General features: G+C 70.9%; 19 protein-coding genes and 4 tRNA genes. 19 read left to right on the forward strand and 4 right to left on the reverse strand.

All coding sequences use genetic code 11. The features are described 5' to 3' along the window. The first annotated feature begins 69 nt into the window (after positions 1-69). The 3 genes from ADX84_RS14425 to ADX84_RS14435 all read left to right on the forward strand — a co-directional run bounded on the left by ADX84_RS14425 (position 70) and on the right by ADX84_RS14435 (position 408). Positions 70-142: transfer RNA gene (locus ADX84_RS14425), tRNA-Glu, on the forward strand. Positions 143-231: 89 nt separating this feature from the next. Beyond that, a tRNA-Asp gene (locus tag ADX84_RS14430) sits at positions 232-306 on the forward strand. Positions 307-334: 28 nt separating this feature from the next. Then, positions 335-408, forward strand: a tRNA-Phe gene (locus tag ADX84_RS14435). Positions 409-480: 72 nt separating this feature from the next. Here the strand turns inward: ADX84_RS14435 and ADX84_RS14440 are convergent. After that, complete coding sequence (locus tag ADX84_RS14440; protein WP_049573749.1) at positions 481-1395, reverse strand: PP2C family serine/threonine-protein phosphatase; 915 nt, start codon at positions 1393-1395, stop codon at positions 481-483. A 161-nt stretch (positions 1396-1556) separates the two neighbouring features. Here ADX84_RS14440 and ADX84_RS14445 point away from each other — a divergent pair, with 161 nt between their 5' ends. Then, positions 1557-2357 carry an alpha/beta fold hydrolase gene (locus ADX84_RS14445; protein ID WP_049573821.1) on the forward strand — a complete coding sequence of 267 codons (801 nt, stop codon included), beginning with the start codon at positions 1557-1559 and terminating at the stop codon, positions 2355-2357. Positions 2358-2367: 10 nt separating this feature from the next. Here ADX84_RS14445 and ADX84_RS14450 read toward each other — a convergent pair whose 3' ends face one another. Further along, entirely contained in the window at positions 2368-3015 is a 648-nt protein-coding gene (locus ADX84_RS14450; protein WP_049573753.1) for a phosphotransferase, read from the reverse strand. Positions 3016-3032: 17 nt separating this feature from the next. Next, positions 3033-3440, reverse strand: a complete 408-nt coding sequence (locus ADX84_RS14455) for an RNA-binding S4 domain-containing protein (protein WP_049573758.1) — start codon at positions 3438-3440, stop codon at positions 3033-3035. Between the two features lie 98 nt (positions 3441-3538). Between ADX84_RS14455 and ADX84_RS14460 the strand changes: the two genes are divergently transcribed. Together ADX84_RS14460 and ADX84_RS14465 are read left to right on the forward strand one after the other, a co-directional pair. Then, positions 3539-3613, forward strand: a tRNA-Asp gene (locus ADX84_RS14460). Between the two features lie 67 nt (positions 3614-3680). Further along, a complete protein-coding gene (locus ADX84_RS14465; RefSeq protein ID WP_049573764.1) occupies positions 3681-4409 on the forward strand; it encodes an rRNA methyltransferase in 729 nt (242 codons plus the stop codon). A gap of 34 nt (positions 4410-4443) precedes the next feature. Here the strand turns inward: ADX84_RS14465 and ADX84_RS14470 are convergent, their stop codons facing one another. Beyond that, positions 4444-5637: a nitrate/nitrite transporter gene (locus ADX84_RS14470; RefSeq protein WP_049573767.1), complete on the reverse strand. Its 1194-nt coding sequence runs from the start codon at positions 5635-5637 to the stop codon at positions 4444-4446. Positions 5638-5800: 163 nt separating this feature from the next. On the opposite strand from ADX84_RS14470, the gene ADX84_RS14475 reads away from it, so the two are divergent. The 13 genes from ADX84_RS14475 (at position 5801) to ADX84_RS14535 (ending at position 22504) form a co-directional block, all read left to right on the forward strand. Beyond that, entirely contained in the window at positions 5801-9484 is a 3684-nt protein-coding gene (locus ADX84_RS14475) for a nitrate reductase subunit alpha (protein ID WP_049573771.1), read from the forward strand. Beyond that, positions 9484-11271: a nitrate reductase subunit beta gene (gene narH, locus ADX84_RS14480; RefSeq protein WP_049573775.1), complete on the forward strand. Its 1788-nt coding sequence runs from the start codon at positions 9484-9486 to the stop codon at positions 11269-11271. Before ADX84_RS14475 ends, narH begins: the two co-directional genes overlap by 1 nt. Beyond that, positions 11268-12074 (forward strand): nitrate reductase molybdenum cofactor assembly chaperone, encoded by an 807-nt coding sequence (gene narJ / locus ADX84_RS14485; protein WP_234003967.1) that lies wholly within the window; start codon positions 11268-11270, stop codon positions 12072-12074. The genes narH and narJ overlap by 4 nt, the downstream gene beginning before the upstream one ends. Then, entirely contained in the window at positions 12071-12829 is a 759-nt protein-coding gene (gene narI / locus ADX84_RS14490) for a respiratory nitrate reductase subunit gamma (RefSeq protein WP_049573779.1), read from the forward strand. The genes narJ and narI overlap by 4 nt, the downstream gene beginning before the upstream one ends. A gap of 94 nt (positions 12830-12923) precedes the next feature. Next, on the forward strand, positions 12924-13862 hold the full coding sequence (locus ADX84_RS14495; RefSeq protein ID WP_049573782.1) for a DUF5996 family protein: 939 nt from the start codon (positions 12924-12926) through the stop codon (positions 13860-13862). A gap of 108 nt (positions 13863-13970) precedes the next feature. Further along, a complete protein-coding gene (locus ADX84_RS14500; RefSeq protein ID WP_049573785.1) occupies positions 13971-14258 on the forward strand; it encodes a GNAT family N-acetyltransferase in 288 nt (95 codons plus the stop codon). A 129-nt stretch (positions 14259-14387) separates the two neighbouring features. Further along, complete coding sequence (locus tag ADX84_RS14505; protein ID WP_049573788.1) at positions 14388-15887, forward strand: sodium:alanine symporter family protein; 1500 nt, start codon at positions 14388-14390, stop codon at positions 15885-15887. 224 nt (positions 15888-16111) lie between these two features. Further along, positions 16112-16711 (forward strand): GNAT family N-acetyltransferase, encoded by a 600-nt coding sequence (locus ADX84_RS14510; protein WP_049573791.1) that lies wholly within the window; start codon positions 16112-16114, stop codon positions 16709-16711. 428 nt (positions 16712-17139) lie between these two features. Continuing rightward, entirely contained in the window at positions 17140-17349 is a 210-nt protein-coding gene (locus ADX84_RS14515; protein ID WP_049573796.1) for a heavy-metal-associated domain-containing protein, read from the forward strand. A gap of 1 nt (position 17350) precedes the next feature. Further along, positions 17351-17578, forward strand: a complete 228-nt coding sequence (locus tag ADX84_RS14520) for a hypothetical protein (RefSeq protein WP_049573798.1) — start codon at positions 17351-17353, stop codon at positions 17576-17578. After that, a complete protein-coding gene (locus ADX84_RS14525) occupies positions 17571-19862 on the forward strand; it encodes a cation-translocating P-type ATPase (RefSeq protein WP_049573802.1) in 2292 nt (763 codons plus the stop codon). The genes ADX84_RS14520 and ADX84_RS14525 overlap by 8 nt, the downstream gene beginning before the upstream one ends. 261 nt (positions 19863-20123) lie before the next feature. Next, a complete protein-coding gene (locus ADX84_RS14530; RefSeq protein WP_049573806.1) occupies positions 20124-21410 on the forward strand; it encodes a cytochrome P450 in 1287 nt (428 codons plus the stop codon). Further along, positions 21407-22504 (forward strand): cytochrome P450, encoded by a 1098-nt coding sequence (locus ADX84_RS14535; protein ID WP_049573810.1) that lies wholly within the window; start codon positions 21407-21409, stop codon positions 22502-22504. Before ADX84_RS14530 ends, ADX84_RS14535 begins: the two co-directional genes overlap by 4 nt. Positions 22505-22694 lie beyond the last annotated feature (190 nt).

Below are 22694 nucleotides of genomic sequence, written 5' to 3' on the forward strand. Positions count from 1 at the left end.
TTTGGGCTGACTCGGGCATTCGCTTTGGCGTTGGTGGGAATCTCCCCTATGCTTGGGCTGTCTACACGGGCCCCCATCGTCTAGCGGCCCAGGACGCCGCCCTTTCAAGGCGGTAGCGCGGGTTCGAATCCCGTTGGGGGTACGAAGCGGTCAGAGCACTGCCGGGTATCTGGCAGAATGAGAACCGCAGCGACACGCAGGGCCGCGAGGCCGGGCGTGACAACTGAACAAGGTCCTGTGGAGCAGTTAGGAGTGCTCGCCACCCTGTCAAGGTGGAGGCCGCGGGTTCAAATCCCGTCAGGACCGCGTGCGTCGCCGAGGGAATCGGCGCCGCGGCTAGGTAGCTCAGTTGGTACGAGCGTCCGCCTGAAAAGCGGAAGGTCGGCGGTTCGACCCCGCCCCTAGCCACATCGAGTTCAGAGAGCCCCCGTCACCTGGGAAACCAGGCGGCGGGGGCTTCTTCGTGCGCGCCGAGGCGGTTCACCAGGTGACGCCGTGCCAGCTCACGTGGTGGTCGGTGTGGTCGGAGTCCTTCGTGCACCAGTAGGTGGTGCCGTCGCGCAGCAGGAAGCGGTCGCAGGCGATCCCGGCGGCGCGGTCCTCGGCCAGCGCGTCAAGCAGGAGTTCCGGGTTCTCTGGGAGGCACCCCGGCGCGCCGAAGCTCTCCAGGCTGTCCAGGAGGCGTTCCTGCCGGGTCCGGTGGGCGACGGGGACCGGGGCCGACCTGATCACCAGGGCGGTGGCGTTGTCGGTGCTCTCCGCCTCACGCGCGGCGTCCACCAGGACGCGGACCAGGGTGTCGGGATCGTGCGCGTGGTCGGCGACCAGCTCGGCCATCAGCCGCTCGTCCACGTAGTCGTGCACACCGTCGCAGGTGAACAGGGTGAGGTCGGCAGCGGGCGCGGTGGTGGTGCCGATGTCGTCGGGGCCCGCGGTGGCGACCGAGGTGGTGACCGTGTGGTCGCAGGTCCGGGCAAGTTCGTCCGAGGCCCACCTGTCGCGCAGCTCCTGCCCGTGCGTGTGGTCCCGGGTGTGCTGGCGCAGACCCTCGCCGGGGCTCCAGGTCCACACCCGGCAATCACCGACCCACGCGATGTCTATGGGGTCGTCGGGGGCGTCCTGGCGGGCGTGGGCCATCACGCAGTCGGTGCCGGGGTGGGCCCGGGTGATCGCCCGAGCGGCGGCCAGGACCGCGTCCAGGGCCTCGCCCGGAGCCGACGTGGCCGTGTCGGCCGCGAGCTGCGCGGCCCGCGCGGTGTCGGGGTGGTCCCCGAACCCGTCGGCCACCGCGGCCCGCCAACCGTCGGAGGCGGACTCGACCTGGTGCGCGCAGGCGTCCTGTTGGCTCGGCCGGGGGCCCTGGTCGGTGTCGGTGGCGATGACGGGAGAACTCATGCGCGCTCCTTCAACCGGTTCGGGTGGACCTCACCCAAGGACGATGGGACCTGGGAAGATGCTCGCAGAAGGGGGTTTGGTTCGCGGACGAAGGTCACGAACCGGTGATCCATCCGGCCACGCCCCGTGGGCGCCGGGATTGTCGGGTAGTGTCCGTTGACGTGAACCACGCGACCGCCGCAGACGGAACCCGAATCTGGTACGACGTCCACGGTGCGGGGGAGGCCCTGGTACTGATCCACGGGCAGTCCCTGGACCACGAGATGTGGGACGGGGTGTACGAGGACCTCGCCGAACGCCACCGGGTGGTGCGCGTGGACCTGCGGGGCACCGGTGGCAGCGACGCCCCGCTGGACCGGGCGTACAGCATGGAACTCCTGGCCAAGGACGTCCTCGCCGTCATGGACGACCTCGGACTCGGGCGCGCGCACGTCTACGGGTTCTCCATGGGCGGGAAGGTCGCCCAGACGCTCGCCGCGATCGCCCCCGAACGGGTCGGCGCCCTGGTGCTCGGCTCCACCGCCCCCGGTGGGGAGCACGAGGTGGAGCGTCCCGAGCACGCGTCCCTGGCGCTGCGCAAGGCCAGCGGTGATGAGGGGCGAGGGCTGATCGGCCCGTTGTTCTACACGCCCGAGTGGGCGTTGGCGCACCCGGAGACGGTCACCCGTGTGCTGCCCCGCAACCCGCTGCGCGCGCAGCGCCGCCACTACGAGGCCAGCCTGAAGCACGACGGCTGGGACCTGCTGCCCCGTGTCCAGTCCCCGACCCTGGTGGTGCACGGCGAGGACGACGAACTCACACCGGTCGGCAACGCGGAACTGCTCGCCGAGCGCGTTCCCGACGCGGAACTGCTGGTCCTGCCCGGTGCCCGTCACGGCTACCTGCACGAGGCGGCGCCCAAGGCGACCGAGGCCGTCCTGGCCTTCCTCGCCGCGAACCCCCTGGCCCCCGCCGACCGGTGACGCCGGGTTCTCAGTGCTCCCGGCGGACGAGGGCGGCCGCTCGGGGGAGCAGGGACACCTCCTCGGGGGTGAGGTTGGGATCCGCCCGGCGCAGGGCGACGGCGTCGTCCACGAGCCGGGCCGGGTCGCCCTCGGCGCTCCTGAGGTAGGGATCGAGGCAGGCCCCGGCCAGGGCCGCCAAGGGGCGGGGACCACACAGGCCGGTGAGCGCCAACAGGAGCGCGGTCACCGCCAGGTCCAGGCCCGGTTCGCCGTCCCGGGCGTTGGTCCAGTCGATGACCACCGGGCCCCTCGGGGTGAGGACGACGTTGCCGGGGTGCAGGTCCAGGTGCAGGAGCCGGCCTTCCGCGGACCTGCGGGGGAGGGCGTGCAGGCGGGTGTGGAGCCCGGCCAGCTCCCGGCCGGTTCCTTCGGGGGTGAGCCGTCCCTCCAGGGCCGCGTCGAGCATCGTGGGACCGTGCAGCCGCTCCATCTCCAGTTCGGCACCCTCGGCCCGGTGCACCTCGGGTGTGGGAAAGCCGTGCTCGGCCGCGTGCGCCATGGCGGCGGCCTCGGGGCCGGTGTCCTGCGCGTCGCGGTACCGGCGCAGCACGCGGTGATCGTCCAGGGCGAACACGTCGGCGTCGCGTCCTGAGGCCAAGGGGATGGTGGAGGGCACTGTGGCTCCTGGTGGGTTCAGGCGGGGGGTGGGAAATCCGTGCGGAGCCGGTCCAACTGGCGCCGGTCCCGCTTGGTGGGGCGGCCCGCGCCTCGGTCGCGGCGGATCACCGGGGTGCTGGCCTGGGACGGCTGCGCGGGGGTGCGGTCCACGTAGCAGCGGGCCGCGACGGGGGCGCCGACCCTCTTCACGATGACGTGGCTCACGTCGACGATGCGCGTGATGCCGTGCAGACGGACCCTGACCTGGTCGCCGACCCTGATCACCATGGCCGGTTTGGCCGGCCGGTCGTTGACCCGCACGTGCCCGCCGCGGCAGGCCTGGGCGGCGTCGGCGCGGGTCTTGGTGAGGCGTACCGCCCACAGCCAACGGTCGACCCGCGTGGAGTCCGGGCCGGAGGGAAGGGGGGCGGACGAGTCGCTCACGCGGGGTCCTCTCACGGGTTCGGGTGCGTTGTGAGCCACTCTAGGTCGACCACGGTACGAAGCGCTCCAAAGTCGCGCTAGAGTTGTTCTTGCAACGAGGTCCTGTGGAGCAGTTAGGAGTGCTCGCCACCCTGTCAAGGTGGAGGCCGCGGGTTCAAATCCCGTCAGGACCGCATCATCGAAGGCCCGGTGTCCCAGACACCGGGCCTTCGGCGTTGTCGCGTGACAGGGGGGACGGTTGTGAGCTACCGGTACGCCACCGAGCGTGTGGACCACTCGGCTCTGGCGAGCGGACAGGTGTTGAGGTCCGCTCCCGGATACCCGGGATTTCCCGTGAGAATGGCGAGTGAACTCCTCCAACGGGCGATGGTCCACGTGGAGGGCGACCGGGTGCGGCTGTGGGACCCCTGCTGCGGCAGCGGGTACCTGGTGGCCGTCCTGGGCCTGCTCCACCGCGACCAGCTCACGCACGTGCGGGCCACCGACGTGGACGCGGACGCGGTGGGTATCGCCGCGCGCAACCTGGAACTGCTGACCGCCGAGGGGCTGGCCGAGCGGGAGCGGGAGCTGCGCCGTTCGGCCCGGGACTTCGGCCGGGTGGCGTTCGTGGAGCGGGCCGGGTCCGCCCGCGACCTGGCCGCCGGGTTGGCCGCCATGGGCGGGGACCTCCCGCACGAGTCGGGGGTGGCCGACGTCTTCACGATGACGGACCCGGTCGACGCCGACCTCGTGATCACTGATGTCCCCTATGGCGAGATGACCCACTGGGACGGGTGCGTCCCCGACGGCGACCCGATCCGCGCCCTGCTCTCCTCGATGGGCCGCGTGCTGCCCCGGAGCGCGGTGGTGGTCGTGACGGCGCGCACCCGCCGGGTGCCGCTGCCGGAGGGCGTCCGGGCCCTGGAACGGGTGAAGGTCGGCAACCGGTCGGCGGTCCTGGTCCGCGCCCGGGACCTCGCGGCGCTGTGAACCCCGCCCCGTCCACAGCCTGTGGACGGGGCGGTCAGGTGACGTCGCGGAAGGCCCGTGTGGTGTACAGCGCCACGACGAGCGCGACCACCGCCAGCAGGACGAAGCCCAGCGTGTAGGCGCCAGTGGCCTGGTACACCACGCCCATGAGCAGAGGCGGGAAGTAGCCGCCGAGGCCTCCGGCGGCACCCACCAGACCCGTCACCGTACCCACCCGGGACGGGTCCACGAGCTTGGCGACCAGCGCGAACACGGCGCCGGTGCCCAGGCCCAGGGACAGTGCGATCAGCACGAAGGACAACCCCGCCGGGAACTCGGCCGGGGGGTGGAGCGCGAGGACGACCGCGAAGGCGCACGTGCCGAAGAAGGAGATCAGGCAGACCCGCACCGGACCGATCCGGTCCGACAGGATGCCGCCGACCGGACGGGCGATCACCGCGGCCACGGCGAAACCGGCGGTGCGCATGCCCGCGTCGGTCTGCGCGAAGTCGTAGGCGGTGGTGAGCAGGGTCGGCAGGTACGTGGAGAAGGCCACGAAACCGCCGAACACCAGGGCGTAGAGCGCCGAGGCCTGCCAGGTGGCCCTGAGGGCGAGCGCCTCGCGCATGCGCGGCAGGGCGGGTTCGGTCCGCGGGCTCCACTCGGGCGAGTTCCGGGCCAGGAACCACATGACCGCGCCCATCACCGCGAGCGCCACGCACATGAGCAGGTGAGTGGTGAGCACACCCATGGCCTCGACCAGGCGCGGGGTCAGGAAGGCCGACAGCGCCGTCCCGCCCATGCCCGCGCCGAACACGCCCGTGGCGAACCCGCGCCGGTTGGCCTGGTACCAGGCGTTGACGAACGGGATCCCGACGGCGAACGAGGTGCCCGCGATCCCGAGGAAGAAGCCCCAGAGCAGCAGCATCGGGTAGGAGTTCGCGGACAGCCCGACGAGGAGGGTCGGGACGATGCTGAGCAGGCAGAGGGCCGTGAACATCACCCGGCCGCCGTAGCGGTCGGTCAGGGTGCCCACCGGGATGCGCCCCAGGGAGCCCACCAGTACGGGGAAGGCCACCAGGATCGACGTCTGCGTGGGCGTGAGGCCCAGGTCCTCGCTGTAGCTCCGTGACAGCGGGCCGATCAGGTTCCAGGCCCAGAAGGTCAGCGTGAACGCCGCCGTGGCGAGGGCGAGGTTGCCGCCCGCGGTTCCGGAACGGGTCGTCCGCTCCCCAACTTCCGCTCGCATTACGGCTCCTTCGTCAGTCGGTCTGCGGCGATTGTCGCCCAATGCGGTGTGGGAAACGTGACATCCGTGCCGGAGCAGGCATATTCATTAACGGAATGTGGTTGGGCCTGGGCTCTTTTTCCTGCGCTTCGGGCAACGGGCGGGCAAACGAGGTGTTTTCCTTATGGCGGCACGGAGTAAACGCGGGGGAGCGGGCGACGGCCTTCTCCGGTTGGGAAACTACCTGACTCGTTCGGAGCCTCTGGACGGAGACCGTGCCCAGGTCAGGCACGGTGGACGCGAGGGAGATGCGTTCTACCGGGACCGGTGGAGCCACGACCGGGTGGTGCGTTCGACGCACGGCGTGAACTGCACGGGATCCTGTTCCTGGGATGTTTATGTCAAAGACGGAATCATCACCTGGGAAACTCAGGCCACGGATTACCCGTCAGTCGGACCGGATCGGCCCGAGTACGAACCCCGGGGTTGTCCGCGCGGTGCGGCCTTTTCCTGGTACACGTATTCGCCGACCCGGGTGCGCTACCCCTACGCGCGCGCCGTGCTCGTGGAGATGTACCGGGAGGCGCGCGAGCGGCTGGGCGACCCGGTCCTGGCGTGGGAGGAGATCACCACCGACCCGGAGCGGCGCCGCCGCTACCAGCGCGCGCGGGGCAAGGGCGGGCTGGTGCGCACCACCTGGGACGAGGCCCTGGAGATCGCCGCCGCCGCGCACGTCCTGACGATCCGCAAGTACGGCCCCGACCGGATCGCCGGATTCTCGCCCATCCCCGCGATGTCGATGGTCTCCCACGGCGTGGGCGCCCGGTTCGTCAACCTGCTCGGCGGCTCGATGCTGTCGTTCTACGACTGGTACGCGGACCTGCCCGTGGCCTCCCCGCAGGTGTTCGGCGACCAGACCGACGTCCCCGAGTCCGGTGACTGGTGGGACGCCGCCTACCTCGTGCTGTGGGGGTCCAACGTCCCGGTGACCCGCACCCCGGACGCCCACTGGATGGCCGAGGCCCGCTACCGGGGCCAGAAGGTCGTGGTGGTCGCCCCGGACTTCAACGACGCCGCCAAGTTCGCCGACGAGTGGCTGGCCCCGCACCCGGGCACGGACGGGGCCCTGGCGATGGCCATGGGGCACGTGATCCTCAGGGAGCGCTTCGTCGAGCGGCCCACCCCGCGCTTCACCGAGTACGCGCGCGCCTACACGGACCTGCCCTTCCTCGTGACCCTGGACAGGAGGGACGGCCGGTTCGTGCCCGGCAAGTTCCTCACCGCCTCGGACCTGCCCGGTAACACGGACGGGGCCAACCCCGAGTGGAAGCCCGTGTTCTGGCCGGAGGGGGAGGACGCGCCGGTCGCCCCCAACGGCACGGTCGGCCACCGCTGGGGCGAGGACGGCCTCGGGAAGTGGAACCTGGACCTGGAGGGTCGCGTTCCCGAACTCACCTTCTACGGCCAGGGCGCCGAGGCGGCGGAGGTCGCCCTGCCGCGCTTCGACACCCCCGACGGCACGGCCGAGGTCGACACCCGGGGCGTCCCGGTCCGCAGGGTCGGCGACCGCCTGGTCACCACCGTGTTCGACCTGGTCCTGGCCCAGTACGGGGTGTCCCGACCCGGCCTGCCCGGGGTCTGGCCCTCCGGGTACGACGACCCGGGCGCCGCCTGCACCCCGGCCTGGCAGGAGGCCCTGACCTCCGTACCCGCCGACCGCGCGGTGCGGATCGCGCGCGAGTTCGCCGACACCGCCGAGGCCAGCGGCGGCCGGGCGATGATCGTCCTGGGCGCCGGGACCAACCAGTGGTTCCACGGCGAGAACGCCTACCGCGCCTTCCTCTCGCTGCTGCTCCTCACCGGCTGCCAGGGGGTCAACGGCGGCGGCTGGGCGCACTACGTGGGGCAGGAGAAGTGCCGCACGGCCACGGGCTGGGCCGCCTACGCCTCGGGCATGGACTGGTCGCGCCCGCCGCGCTTCATGGCCGGAACCGCCTACTGGTACGCCCACACCGACCAGTGGCGCTACGACACCTACCGGGCCGACGCCCTCATGTCGCCGCTGGGCCCCGGCCGGGTGCGGGGGCAGCACACCGCGGACCTCGTCGCGGCCTCCGCGCGCATGGGCTGGATGCCGTCCTACCCGACCTTCAACCGCAACCCGATCGAGCTCGGCAAGGAGGCCGCCGAGCGCAACCGGGACCCCGCCGAGTACATCGCCGACCAGCTCCAGGACGGCACGCTCCGGTTCGCGGCCGAGGACCCCGACGACCCGAAGAACTGGCCCCGGACCCTCACGCTGTGGCGGTCGAACCTGTTCGGTTCCTCCGCCAAGGGCAACGAGTACTTCCTGAAGCACCTGCTGGGCACGCACTCCAACCTCCAGTCGGAGCCCGCCGGGCCGGACGACCGGCCCGAGGACGTGACCTGGCGGGAGGAGATCCCGGAGGGCAAGCTCGACCTGCTGCTCACCCTGGACTTCCGGATGACCAGCTCCACGCTGCTGTCCGACATCGTGCTGCCCGCCGCCACCTGGTACGAGAAGCACGACCTCTCCACCACGGACATGCACCCCTACGTGCACGCCTTCAATCCCGCGATCGACCCGCCCTGGGAGACCCGCACCGACTTCGACACCTTCCACGCGCTGGCGAGGGTGTTCAGCGAACTGGCCGCCGACCACCTCGGCGAGGTCACCGACCTGGTTGCCGTGCCCCACCAGCACGACACCGAGGGCGAGCTGGCCCAGCCGCACGGTGTGCCGAGGGACTGGAAGGCCGAGGGGGAGCGGCCGGTCCCCGGGAGAACCATGCCGGCCATCGTCCCGGTCCGCCGCAACTACTCGGCGATCGCCCAGAAGCTCGCCGCACTCGGCCCGCTGGCCGAGGGGAAGGGGCTGCCGGTCAAGGGAGTCTCCTTCACCCCCGACGAGGAGATCGAGTGGCTGCGCCAGAACAACGGGGTCGTGCGCGGCGGTGTCGCGGACGGCCGTCCCTCCCTGGACACCGACGTCAGGGCCTGCGAGATGATCCTCGCCCTGTCCGGCACCAGCAACGGTCGCTTGGCCGCGCAGGGGTTCGAGCGCCTGGCCGCGCGTACCGGCACCGACATGGACGAGCTGATCCACCACGCCGAGGAGCGCCGGGTGGTCTTCGACGACGCCCGGCGCGGACCCACCCCGGTGGGCACCAGCCCGGAGTGGTCCGGCAAGGAGTCCGCCGACCGCCGCTACTCGCCCTTCACCATCAACGTCGAGCATGACAAGCCCTGGCACACGCTCACCGGCCGCCAGCACTTCTACCTGGACCACGACTGGATGCACGAGTTCGGTGAGGCCCTGCCGGTCTACCGGCCCCCGCTGGACATGGGTCGCCTGTTCGGGGAGCCCCGGATCGGTCCGACCGGTCAGCGCGAGGTGGTCGTGCGCTACCTGACCCCGCACTCCAAGTGGTCCATCCACTCGGAGTACCAGGACAACCTGCTCATGCAGACCCTGTCCCGGGGCGGCCCCACGATCTGGATGAGCGTGGCCGACGCCGAGGCCATCGAGGCGGCCGACAACGACTGGGTCGAGGCGGTCAACCGCAACGGGGTCGTCGCCGCGCGCCTGGTGGTCTCGCACCGCATGCCGACCGGGACGGTGTACATGCACCACGCCCAGGAGCGCACCATCGACGTGCCGAAGACGGAGACCACCGGCCGACGCGGCGGCATCCACAACTCGCTCACCCGCCTGCTGGTCAAGCCGACGCACCTCATCGGCGGCTACGCCCAGCTCACGTACGCCTTCAACTACCTCGGCCCAACGGGCAACCAGCGCGACGAGGTCACCGTCGTGCGCAAGCGGACGACGGAGGTGCGTTACTGATGGCGGAGCGGAGCCCGACGCGGGCGGGCCGCGCGGACCAGGGGTCCAGGCGGCCGATCGGCCGGGTCATGGCGCAGGTCGCCATGGTGATGAACCTGGACAAGTGCATCGGCTGCCACACCTGCTCGGTCACCTGCAAACAGGCGTGGACCAACCGGAGCGGTGTCGAGTACGCGTGGTTCAACAACGTCGAGACCCGCCCCGGCCAGGGGTACCCGCGCACCTACCAGGACCAGGACCGGTGGAAGGGCGGCTGGGTCCGGCGCCCCGACGGCCGGCTCGTGCCGCGCGCGGGCGGCCGGATCAGGCGCCTCGCGACCATCTTCGCCAACCCGGTGATGCCCTCCATCCAGGACTACTACGAACCCTGGACCTACGACTACGAGACCCTGACCAACGCGCCCCTGGGCGACGACTTCCCCGTGGCGAGCCCGCGCTCGGCGCTCACGGGCAAGCCCATGCAGGTGAGCTGGAGCGCGAACTGGGACGACGACCTGGGCGGCGGACCCGAACTCGCCTCCCAGGACCCGATCGTGCGCAGGCTCGGGGACCGGGTGAAGCTCTCCTTCGAGGAGACCTTCATGTTCTACCTGCCGCGCATCTGCGAGCACTGCCTCAACCCCACCTGCGTGGCCGCCTGCCCGAGCGGGGCGCTGTACAAGCGGGTCGAGGACGGCATCGTGCTGGTGGACCAGGACCGCTGCCGGGGCTGGCGCATGTGCGTCACCGCCTGCCCGTACAAGAAGATCTACTTCAACCACCGGACGGGCAAGGCCGAGAAGTGCACCTTCTGCTACCCGCGCGTGGAGGTGGGCATGCCCACCATCTGCTCCGAGACGTGCGTGGGGCGCCTGCGGTACCTGGGGGTGGTGCTCTACGACGCCGACCGCGTGGGTGAGGCCGCCGCCGTCGAGGACGAACGGGACCTGTACGAGGCGCAGCTGGACGTGTTCCTCGACCCCTCCGACCCGGAGGTGCGCGCGGCCGCCCGCCGCGACGGCATCCCCGACCGCTGGGTGCGGTCCGCCGAGCGGTCCCCGATCCTCGCCCTGGCCAAGCGCTTCCGGGTGGCTCTGCCGCTGCATCCGGAGTTCCGCACGATGCCGATGGTCTGGTACGTCCCGCCGCTGTCGCCGGTGGTGGACGCGCTCACCCGGACGGGGCACGACGGTGAGGAGGCGGGCCACCTCTTCGGGGCCATCGACGCCCTGCGCATCCCGATCGAGTACCTGGCCGAACTGTTCACCGCGGGGGACACCGCGCCCGTGGACCTCGTGCTGCGGCGGCTGGCGGCCATGCGGTCGTACATGCGCCGGATCAACCTCGGCCAGGAGCGCGACGAGTCCATAGCCGAGGCGGTCGGGATGACCGGCGTGGAGATCGAGGACATGTACCGGCTGCTGGCCCTGGCCAAGTACGACGAGCGCTACGTGGTGCCCACGGCCTTCGGAGTGGACGAGGCCGACAAGGGGGTCATCGAGGAGATCGGGTGCAGTCTCGACTTCGACGGTGGTCCCGGCATGGGCGGGATGGGTGACGTCCCCTTCGGTGAGGCCTCGGGGCGCCCGGACGCGGCCACCGTGGAGACCTTCCACGCCCTGCGCGACCGCCAGACCAGTGAGGGCGGCGCCGGGGAGCGGGACGCCACCGACGGTCGCGTCAACCTGCTGAACTGGGACGGCAACGGTCGTCCGAGTGGACTCTTCCCACCCCGACGGGGTGGCGGTACCGACGACGGCGGTGGGCGGGGCGCGGACCCCGGGCCGCTCGAAGGGGGTCGACCATGAGTACCAACACCAACACCAACGGCACGGAGGACGTGTCCGGCGACGGCCGGAGCGTGAACGCGCTCGGTACCCGCCCGGTGATCCCGAGCCAGGACGGCCGCGACCCGGACGGACCCGGGCGGACGGGCTGGCTCGGCGCCGGCCGGGCCGCGCGCAGGGCGCACTCCCGCGCGGTGACCCACCAGGCGGCCTCGGTCCTGCTCGGCTACCCGGACGCCCTCTTCTTCGAGCGGCTCCCGCTGGCCGCGCGCGCCGCCGCGGAGCTGCCGAAGAGCCAGTCCCGCACCCTCCTGCTGGAGTTCTGCGAACACGCCTCCAGCACGCCCGAGCTGGAACTGGCCGAGCACTACGTGGACGTGTTCGACCTGAAGCGCCGTCGCGCGCTCCACATGACCTACTACACGGACGGCGACACCCGGCGCCGCGGCCACGCGCTGGCCGAGATCAAGCGGGTCTACACGGAGGCGGGGTGGCGGGTCGAGGCCCGCGAGCTGCCGGACCACCTGGCGGTCATGCTGGAGTTCGCCGCCCGGGGCGACGCCGACGCCGGGCAGGAACTGCTCGTGGACTTCCGCTCGGGCCTCGACCTGCTCTCCCGGTCCCTGGAGGAGCACGGCACGCCCTACGCGCGGGTGGTCGACGCGGTCCGGTACACGCTGCCGCCGCCCCGGCGCGCGGACGAGGAGCGGGTGCGCCGTCTGGCCCAGGAGGGGCCGCCCGCCGAGGACGTGGGCATGGAGCCCTATGGCGCGCGGCCCCGGGTCCCGCTGCCCCTGACCGACGTCACCAGGAAACCGCAGTGAACCGTGGGGCTCCCGGGCCCGTGGACCTGATCCTGTGGGGCGTGCTGCCCTACGTGGTGCTGGTGCTCGTGGTGGGCGGGCTCGTGTGGCGCTACCGCTACGACCGGTTCGGCTGGACCACCCGCTCCTCGGAGCTGTACGAGTCCCGACTGCTGCGGATCGGCAGTCCGCTCTTCCACTTCGGACTGCTGGTGGTGATCGTCGGCCACGTGGTGGGCCTGCTGGTCCCGGACACGTGGACCAGGGCGCTGGGGGTCTCCGACACCGCGTACCACGTGGTCGCCCTGGCGATGGGGATCGTGGCGGGTGTGTGCACGCTCGCCGGGATCACTCTGCTCATCTGGCGCAGGCGCACCACCGGTCCGGTGTTCAGCGCCACCACCCGCAACGACAAGCTCATGTACGTGGTCCTGGTCCTGGCGATCGTGACCGGCCTGGGGATGACCGTCTACTTCGCCGGGGTCGCGCTCGCGGGCGGGCACACCGGCGACTACCGGGAGACGGTGTCGCCGTGGTTCCGGTCGATCTGGTTCCTGCGCCCGGACATCGCGGCGATGTCGGCGGCCGAGGCGCCCTACAAACTGCACGCGCTGATGGGTCTGGCCCTGTTCGCGCTGTTGCCGTTCACCCGACTCGTGCACGCCTTCAGCGCGCCCGTGGGCTACCTGTTCCGTCCCTACGTCGTCTACCGCACGCGCGACCGGCACTCGCCCGCCTCCGGCCAGGCGGTGCGGACCGCCCGCCGGGGCTGGTGAACCGACCGTTCCACGCGGCGGCCACCGGAGCCGGGCCACCGAGCCGGGCCACCGCGCCGCGCCACCCACGTGAACCGACCAGGAGACCGTCACCATGGAGCTGTTCCCCGCGTTCCCGCTTGACGAGTGGTACGACACCAAGCAGACCCTGCACCGCTTCGAGCAGATCGTCGGCAAGGTCCGGCTGGCCCACAGCCCCCGCCGCAACCACTGGTGGAACGTGCCTTTCCACCTGACCGGAAGCGGTATCACGTCCCGTCCGATGGGGCAGGTGGACGGCAACCCCGTCTTCACTGTGGACTTCGACTTCGTGCGCCACGAGTTGGTCGCCTCGAATCTGGACGGGCACACGGCCGCCTTCCCGCTCCAGGGGCACAGCGTGGCGTCCTTCTACCTCCAGTTCCAGTCGGCCCTGGACAGCCTGGGGGTGGACGGCAGCATCCCGTCGGCCACGCCCTTCGACCTCCCGGACTCCGGTCGCCCCTTCGCGGACGACCACGACCACGCCACGTACGTGCCCGAGCACGCCAACCGGTACTGGCGCGTCCTGAGCCAGGTGAACCTGGTCCTGGAGGAGTTCGCGGCCTCCTTCTCCGGCAAGACCAGCCCGGTGCACCACTTCTGGCACACGTTCGACATCGCGGTCACCCGTTTCTCACCGCTCCCGATCCAGCAGCCGGAGCGGGTGGGCGGCCTGGTGCGCGAGGCCTACTCGCGAGAGGTGGTCAGCTTCGGGTTCTGGTTCGGCGACGACAACGTCCCCGAACCCTGCTTCTACGCCTACGCGGCGCCCGAACCGGAGGGGCTCACCGAGCAGCCGCTCAGCCCCGCCCAGGCGGAGTGGGCGTCCAGCGGGCAGGGGCACCTCGCGCTGCTGCGCTACTCCGACGCCCGCAAGCAGGCCGACCCCAGGGCGGCGGTCCTCGGGTTCCTGGAGAGCGCGTACCGGGCCGGAGCCGGGCGGCTGGGCTGGGACATCGACGCCCTCGCCTGCCCCGGCGGGGTCACCGACCACTACCTCGGGGGGCACTGAACCCGTCCTGAGGGTGTGCGTGGGGGGTTCGTCCGGGAACATGACATCCTGTGGGGCCCACCACGCGCACCACGCGCGTGTGACACGCACGAGGCAGGGGAAGTGGCCATGGAGTTGTCCGTCGTCGACGTGCCGGAACGATCCCGCTACGAGGTGAGCGCGGACGGCAGGGTGGTCGGCTTCTCCGCCTACCACCTCATCTCCGAGGGCGTCCTGGCGCTTCCGCACGTGGAGGTGGAGCCCGCCTTCGAGGGCAGGGGAGTGGCCAGCGAGCTCATGCGCCGCTCCCTGGACCAGATCCGGGAGCGCGGGCTGAGGATCGTCCCCATCTGCCCGTTCGCCCAGGCCTTCCTCAAGCGGAACCCGGACTACGCGGACCTCGTGCACGAGGGGTGAAACCGCCCGAATAACCGAGTAACGGAAGTATCACCATCCGAGAACGGTGCGGCTCGGATGGTGTTTCGTGCCCGTTCCGGGGCATGGGTCGGCGGTTGTCCTTGTTTGGAGTGAAGGAGCCCCACCCCCGTGATACTGGCAGACGCAGTACCCACCCTCGATGCCCGCGTCACGGACGCGATCGGCACCTTCAACGACGACTTCTTCTGGTCGTGGGTCCTGATCCCCCTCCTGGTCGTGGTGAGTGTCTACATCACCTTCCGGAGCGGGCTCGTGCAGTTCCGGCTGTTCCCTGAGATGTTCCGGGTGCTCAAGAGCAAGCCCGAGGTCGCGCCCGACGGCAAGAAGGCGGTCTCCTCGCTCCAGGCCTTCTTCATCTCGGCCGCCGCGCGGATCGGCACCGGCAACATCATCGGCGTCTCCATCGCCATCTCCCTGGGAGGCCCCGGAGCGGTCTTCTGGATGTGGGTGATGGCCCTGGTCGTGTGCGCCGCGAGCTTCGTGGAGTCCACGCTCGCGCAGCTGTACAAGGTCCGTCACTCGGCCGGGTACCGGGGCGGGCCCGCGTACTACATCGAGCGCGGGCTGGGCCAGCGCTGGTTGGCCGTGGTCTTCGCGATCATCCTCATCATCACCTTCCCGATGGTGTTCAACGCGGTGCAGAGCAACACCATCACCAACACGATCGCCAACTCCGCCGGTGAGCTCGGTGCCGAGACCAACCTGATGTTCTCGGCGATCATCGGCGCCCTGCTGGTGGTCCTCACCGCTCTGGTGATCTTCGGCGGCGTCCGCCGGATCGCCAACACCGCGCAGGCGCTGATCCCGTTCTTCGCCGGGCTCTACGTCGTCATCGGCCTGATCGTCATGGCGCTGAACTGGCAGCTCGTGCCCGGCATGTTCGCCTCGATCATCCAGAACGCGTTCGGTCTGGGCGAGTTCGCCGCCGCCGCTCTGGGCGTGGTGATCATCCAGGGCGTGCGACGGGGCATGTTCTCCAACGAGGCGGGCCTCGGCTCCGCGCCGAACGCGGCGGCCAGCGCCTCGGTCACGCACCCGGTCAAGCAGGGCCTCGTGCAGACCCTCGGGGTCTACCTGGACACCCTGGTGGTCTGCTCGGTGACCGCCTTCATCGTCCTGCTCGGCTACCAGGGGACGCTCGACGGCACGATGGAGGGCGACCTCACCCAGCTGGCCCTGATGTCCATGCTGGGCCCGTGGGCACTGCACCTGATGACGCTCATCATCTTCCTGGTGGCGTTCACGTCGGTGCTCGGCAACTACTACTACGGCGAGTCCAACGTCGAGTACCTGACCTCCAACGCGAACGTGCTGTTCGGCTACAAGGTGGTCTTCCTCGCCGCCACCTTCCTGGGGTCGTTGGGGTCGATCGACCTGATCTGGACCCTGGCCGACACCACGATGGGAATGATGGCGCTGGTCAACCTGATCGCCATCACCCCGTTGACGGTGATCGCCTGCCGTCTGCTCAAGGACTACACGGACCAGCGCAAGCAGGGACTGGACCCGGTCTTCACCAGGGACCGGATGCCGGACGTGCGCGGTGTGGAGTGCTGGGAGCCGCACGAGGAGGTCGAGGCCCACGAGAAGGAGAAGCTCTCCTCCTGACCGAGGGCTGAACGGGGGCGCGTCCGAGCGGATTCGGGCGCGCCCCGCGTGCTCTTCCGGGGGCAGGGGACGGTTGAGTCGGCGCTTGGTTCACTTCTGAAAGCACACAAATATCTAACGGTAGGAGCTTTCAGGCATCCGTGTTCTTTCGGTCACCGCGGATCATCGCTAGTGTGCTGGATCACAGTTGTGGCGGTCAGAGTTGTGCCTCGCGAGGGAGTCCGATGTCCATCGTCTCAATCGAGCCCGCCACCGCCGAGCGGTGGGATGACCTGGAGAACCTGTTCGGACCGACCGGAGCGTACGGGCACTGCTGGTGCACGTTCTTCCGAAGACGCGCCAAGGACCACACGGCGAGCGTCTCCTGCGACCGGTCCACACGCGGTCTGGACAACAAGGAGGAGTTGCGTCGACTGACCCTGGACGGTCGTGTGCCGGGGCTGATCGCCTATGACGGAGACGGCCCCTGCGGCTGGGTCTCCGTGGCGCCGCGGGGGGACTTCATCCGCCTGTCCCGCTCGCGGACGCTGCGCCCGTCCGATCCCGACGAACCCGGGGTGTGGTCCCTGGTGTGCTTCTGGCTGCCGCCGCGCAGACGCAAACGCGGGCTGGGCAGCCGGTTGCTGGACGGTGCCATCGAGTACGCGCGTGCGGGCGGCGGCCGGGTCCTGGAGGCCTATCCCGTGGACACCGCGGGAGGGCGCGCACCCAGCGCCGAGGTCTACACGGGCACGGTCGAGATGTTCCGCAGGGCCGGGTTCACGCTGGAGGGGCACCACCTGAGTGAGCGGGTGGTGGCCCGGCTGGAGCTCAAGGCCGAGTAGCGCCCACACTTCCCCGTCCCCCGTCCCCCGTCCCCCGCCCCCCGTCCCCAGCCTCCACGTCCCCAGTGCTCCGTTCCCCACCCGACTCTTCCCTTCTCGGTCCTTGAGACTGGCGACAAACGGGGGGAGGGTATCCGGAACCGGTTCCTTCCAGGTCGTCACGGGTGTGCCGCGGTCGAGGTGTGCCCCGGGGTGTCCGATGATCCAAGGGGTCCCCGCGCGCGCCGCGGGGGCCCCGTCCTGTGTGTCCGCCCCGTTCAGGCGGGGGTTCCCTCGTCACCTGGTACCCCCCTGGGGTAACGTGGAGTGCGCGTTCCGGGTCGAGGCGCCGCCGGGGTTTGACAGTGACATACCCCAGGGGGGTATATTGGGCCTCGTCGGAACGCGAACCCGTGCGCCAGCGCGGCAGAACCCACCAGGAGGCAGGAATGGCCAGCACCGCCGTCTACACCGTCGAGGGCATGAGCTGCGGACACTGCGTCAACTCGGTCACCGAGGAGGTCAGCGGGGTCTCCGGTGTCACTGACGTCAAGGTCGACCTGGAGGGCGGGAAGGTGACCGTCACCGGTGAGAGCCAGATCGACGACGCCGCCGTGCGCGCCGCGATCGACGAGGCCGGATACGAGGTGGCGAGCTGACATGGGTGTGACCACGAAGCTCGCGTTGTACGCGGTGGGTCTCGTGGTCGTGTTCGTCGCGGCGTTCGGGGTCGGCACCCGGGTCGGCCCCGTCCTGCCGGACCAGCCCGGGGGGCACACCCCGAGCGTGGAGTCCCCGGCTCCCGCCGAACAGGACCACGGCACCACCGAGAGGGACCACGTCGACGACGGTGTCGACCACCAGCCACCTGGAGCGGCACATGAGTAGCAGCAGGACGGCGTCCGCCGCGGTGGGGCCGGTGGAACTGGCGATCGGCGGAATGACCTGCGCGGCCTGTGCCAACCGGGTGGAGAAGCGCCTCAACAAGTTGGAGGGCGTCACCGCCACCGTCAACTTCGCGACGGAGAAGGCCCGGGTCAGTTTCGAGGGCGAGGGGATCCCCGTCGAGGACCTGGTCACCCAGGTCGAGAAGGCGGGCTACACCGCCACCGTGCCCCGGGCCGACCCCGACACCGATGCCGAGGCGTCCGATCCGGCCGACCCCACCCGGGCCCTGTGGAACCGCGCCCTGGTCTCCATCGTCCTGTCCGTCCCCGTCATCGCGATGGCGATGGTCCCGGCGCTCCAGTTCACCTACTGGCAGTGGGCCTCCCTCGCCCTGGCCGCGCCGGTCGTGGTCTGGGGCGCGCTGCCCTTCCACGTCGCCGCGTGGAAGAACCTCCGGCTGGGCACCGCCACCATGGACACCCTGGTGTCCCTGGGCGTCACCTCGGCCTTCCTGTGGTCCCTGTACGCCCTGTTCCTGGGCACCGCCGGGACCCCGGGCATGACCCACCCCTTCGAGTTCACCATCGCCCGCACCGACGGGTCGGCCAACATCTACCTGGAGGTCGCGGCGGGCGTCACCTCCTTCATCCTCCTCGGCAAGTTCTTCGAGGCGCGGTCCAAGCGCCGCGCGGGCGCCGCCCTGCGCGCGCTGCTGGAGATGGGCGCCAAGGAGGTCGCCGTGCTGCGCGGCGAGGGCCCCGCAGCGCGCGAGGAACTGGTCGCCGTGGACCGGCTGGAGGTCGGTGACCGCTTCGTGGTCCGCCCCGGCGAGAAGATCGCCACGGACGGCACCGTCGAGGAGGGCACCTCGGCCGTCGACATGAGCATGCTCACCGGTGAGTCCGTCCCGGTCGAGGTCGCGCCCGGCTCCGCCGTGGTCGGCGCCACCGTCAACGCGGGCGGCCGCCTGGTCGTGCGGGCCTCCCGGGTCGGCTCCGACACCCAGCTCGCGCAGATGGCGCGCCTGGTCGAGGACGCGCAGAACGGCAAGGCGGCCGTGCAGCGGCTCGCCGACCGGGTGTCCGGCGTGTTCGTCCCGGTCGCCATCCTGATCGCCGTCGCCGCCCTGGGCTTCTGGCTCGGCACCGGCGACCCGGCCGGGGCGGCCTTCACCGCCGCCGTGGCCGTGCTGATCATCGCCTGCCCCTGCGCGCTCGGCCTGGCCACCCCGATGGCCCTCATGGTGGGCACCGGCCGCGGCGCCCAACTCGGCATCCTGATCAAGGGCCCCGAGGTGCTGGAGAGCACCCGGCGCGTGGACACCGTCGTGCTGGACAAGACCGGCACCGTCACCACCGGCCGGATGGCCCTGGCCGGGGTCACCGTCGCGGAGGGGGAGGACGAGGAAGAGGTCCTGCGTCTGGCGGGCGCCCTGGAGAACGCCTCCGAGCACCCCATCGCCCGCGCCATCGCCACGGGGGCCGTGGCGCGGGTCGGGAACCTGCCCGCCCCGGAGGACTTCGCGAACGTCGAGGGCCTGGGTGTGCGGGGCGTGGTGGACGGCCGCGCCGTCCTCGTGGGCCGGGCCGCGCTCCTCGCGGAGTGGTCCCAGCCCCTGCCCGACGACCTGACCCGGGCCATGCGGGCGGCCGAGGCCGAGGGCCGCACCGCCGTCGCGGTCGGCTGGGACGGCCGGGCCCGCGGTGTGCTGGTCGTGTCCGACACCGTCAAGCCGACCAGTGCCGAGGCGGTCCGCCAGTTCCGCGACCTCGGACTCACACCGATCCTGCTGACCGGCGACAACGAGGCGGTGGCCCGCTCGGTCGCCGCCGAGGTGGGCATCGACGAGGTCGTGGCCGAGGTCCTGCCCAAGGACAAGGTGGACGTGGTCACCCGGCTCCAGGCCGAGGGCCGCACGGTGGCGATGGTCGGCGACGGGGTCAACGACGCCGCCGCGCTCGCCCAGGCCGACCTGGGGCTGTCCATGGGCACCGGTACCGACGTGGCCATCGAGGCCAGTGACCTGACTCTGGTCCGGGGCGACCTCCGGGCGGCCGCGGACGCGGTCCGGCTCTCCCGGCGCACGCTCGGCACCATCAAGGGCAACCTGTTCTGGGCCTTCGCCTACAACACCGCCGCTTTGCCCCTGGCCGCGATGGGCCTGCTCAACCCAATGCTCGCCGGTGCGGCGATGGCGCTGTCGAGCGTGTTCGTGGTGACCAACAGCCAGAGGTTGCGCCGGTTCCGCCCCCTGACCGGAACCGGTCAGATCGACGCCAGGTAGCGACAATGTGACTCAGGTCTCGTAACTGGCGCCAGCGGGCCGCTAGGGTTGCGCGAAGCCTTGCCCCATGGGGCTTCGCGTCGATCCGCGCGGCCCGCACGCGTGTCGGCACACCCCCGCCGGCCCGGCGCCCGCGCGCCGCGAGCACCAGAGAGGACGTCCCTCCGCAGCCGCCCCCCGCACAGCAGAGGTCCCCCCGTGTCATCTGGATGTCCCCGCGCGAAGCTGTACCACCACGAACCGCGACCCGACCCCTACGCCGTGTACGAGCGCATGCGCGCCGAACACGGCCCGGTGGTCCCGGTGGAGCTCGAACCCGGTGTGCACGGGTGGCTCGTCACGGACTACACCACCCTCATCTCCTGGTCGCGGGACACCACCACGTTCGGACACGACGCCCGTCTCTGGAAGGACTTCCGCGAGGGCCGCGTCAGCGCGGGCGCGGCGGTCCTGCCCATGATGGTGCCGCGCCCCAACGCCCTCTTCGTCGACGGGACCGAGCACCAGAGGTACCGCAGGGCGATCACCGACAGCCTGGGCGCGATCGCCTCCGAGCGGTGGGTCCAGGTCACCGAACGCTACGCCCACGGGCTCATCGACCAGTTCTGTCAGCGAGGCCGGGCCGACGTCCTCAACGAGTACGCCCGCATGCTGCCGTTGCTGGTCATCAACGAACTGTTCGGGTTCGACCGCGACCAGGGCGTGCGCTTCGTCGAGGCCATGCGCAACCTGTGGCTGGGCATCGACGCGGAGCGGTCCAACGCCCAGGCCGAGCGGGCGCTGTCGGAGGTGGTCACCGCCAAGCACCGCGCTCCCGGCGACGACGTCACCACCCGGCTGATCCGGCACCGCGCCGCGCTCACCGACGAGGAGGTGATCATGCAGCTCCTGCTGGTGGTCGCCGCCGCCAACGAGCCGACGGCCAACCTCATCAACGCGGGAGTCCGCGAGGTGCTGGCCGACCCGAACACCCCGGCCGACCGCTCGCCCTCCCCGACCATGCTCGCCGACATCGTCGACCGGGTGCTGTGGCACGACCCGCCCATCACCAACTACCCGGTGATCTACCCGCGCGTGGACGTTCCGCTCGGCGGCGGCCGCGTCATCGAGGCGGGTTCCCCCATCCTGCTCGGCTTCGCCGCGTCCAACCGCTTCTACATGGACGAGAACGCGGAGCGGATGGAGGAGACCCGCAACCGGGCCCACGTGGCCTGGGGCGCCGGGCCGCACCGCTGCCCGGCGCGCGAGGAGGCCACCACGATCACCATCGTCGCGCTGCGCACCCTCCTCAACCGCCTGCCGGGGCTCAGGGTGGAGGTGCCGCCGGAGGACCTGCGCTGGCAGCTGTCCGCACTGTCCTGGATTCCCGTCACCCTTCCCGTGCAGTTCACCCCGCAGAACCCCCCGCCCCCCACACCGGTGGAAGGAACCCCTTGGACCGCGTCAGACTCGCGCCCGGAAACCTCCGCGCACAGAGCACCCACCTCCGGAAGATCGCCCCTGTCGTCCCTGTCCGACTTCCTGGTGAGGTTGACGCGTGGGTCGTGACGACCCACGAGGCGGTCAGTGCCGCCCTGGCCGACCCGCGCGTACAGAAGGACAAGAAGCACTGGACGGCCTTCAACAACGGTGAGATCCCGGCGGACTGGCCGCTGATCTCATGGATCATCAACGAGAACATGCTGGCCAAGGACGGTGAGGACCACACCCGCCTGCGCCGCCTGGTCTCCAAGGCGTTCACCCCGCGCCGGGTCGAGCTGCTGCGCGAGGGGGTCGTCGCGATCGTCGAGTCGCTCCTGGACGACCTGGAACGGGCGGCCGCGGAGAGCCCGGACGGGGTCGTGGACCTGCGGGCGATCGTCTCCCAGCCGCTGCCCCTCACGGTGGTCAGCGAACTGTTCGGGGTGGACGAGGAGACCCGGCCCCGGCTGCACCGGTCCGTCGGCGTCTTCTTCGACCAGAGCGTCACCCCAGAGGAGGCGATGGCCACCTTCTTCGAGCTGTGGGGCGTGCTCACCGGGCTGGTGGAGGCCAAGCGCGCCGAGCCCGGTGACGACCTGACCACCGCCCTCATCGCCGCCCGCGACGAGGAGGACCGGCTCACCGAGGACGAGCTCATCTGGAATCTGGTGCTGTTCATCAGCGCCGGTTACGAGACGACGATGAACCTGGTCTCCAACGCGGTTCGCGCGCTCACCCACCACCGGGACCAGCTCGACCTGGTCGTGGCGGGCAAGGTGGAGTGGTCCAAGGCCGTGGAGGAGGTGCTGCGCTGGGACCCGCCCGGCCAGTACGTGCCCATGCGCTACACGACCGAGGACATGGAGCTGGCGGGGGTGCCGATCCCCAAGGGGGAGCCGCTCCTGCTCGGCTACGGCTCCGCAGGTCGCGACGACGCGCGCCACGGGCCCACCTCCGAGGAGTTCGACGTCACCCGTGAGGACAGCTCGCACCTGTCCTTCTCCCACGGGCGCCACTACTGCCTGGGGGCGAGCCTGGCCCGCATGGAGGTCAACGAGGTGCTGCCGCGCCTGTTCGAGCGCTTCCCGGCCCTGCACGTGGCGGTGGACGACGCCGACCTGGTCCCGGCCCCGTCGATCATCTCCTCCGGGGTCGACACCCTCCCGGTCCGGCTGCGCTGACACCCCGGGGCGACACACCCGGTTTCGGCGGTCCCGTCGTGGGTCACCCCGGTGGCCCCGGCGGGATTCGCGCATTTCAGGGGTGATTGCGGGGCTTGGTGACCCGGGGGCAACAGCCTTTGCACCTTCCGGAGAGCACCAAGGAGCGGGGCCAGCCTCCTAGACTCGGCAGGGTCCCCCGGTCCCCTCC

The organism is Nocardiopsis sp. SBT366, assembly GCF_001083815.1.
Lineage (GTDB): Bacteria > Actinomycetota > Actinomycetes > Streptosporangiales > Streptosporangiaceae > Nocardiopsis > Nocardiopsis prasina.